The sequence below is a fragment of the Geobacillus sp. ZGt-1 genome (assembly GCF_001026865.1).
Taxonomy (GTDB): Bacteria; Bacillota; Bacilli; order Bacillales; family Anoxybacillaceae; genus Geobacillus; species Geobacillus thermoleovorans.
The window spans coordinates 41,595-42,039 of sequence record NZ_LDPD01000006.1; positions in this window are offsets into that span (position 1 = coordinate 41,595).

Consider the following 445-nt stretch of genomic DNA (forward strand, 5'->3'; position numbering starts at 1 on the left):
TCGTCAAGGGAGAAAAGGAGTCAGTATAAGGGCAAGGGCGGGAAGAAGCCCTTGTCCATTATTCGCTTCGCCGAATTTGGCAGGTCTTTAGCTCAGCGAGCTTGGGAGGACAAAAAAGCTAAGCCGCTTCTTGTTGGAGAAACTCTTGCGTCAAAGGGACGGGGATTTGTCCGTCGGACCATCATATGCGGAAGATCGGCGAGTTTTAGGATGACGCCGGAACCCAGCCCTTGAGTGCGCTGTGCATGTGCAGGAAGTTGAAATACACCACAAGCTGAAAATGCTATATACATGCTCATTGAAAAGTTAACCTTCGCATAAGTGGTGCCCACTCCGGTTATACTGCTCCTAAGGAAAAGCATGGAAAAGGAGCGGAATCAGACATGAAACGGCTGAAAATCACCCATGATCACGGATGGACGCCTCGGAAACTCCGCAAGCAGGA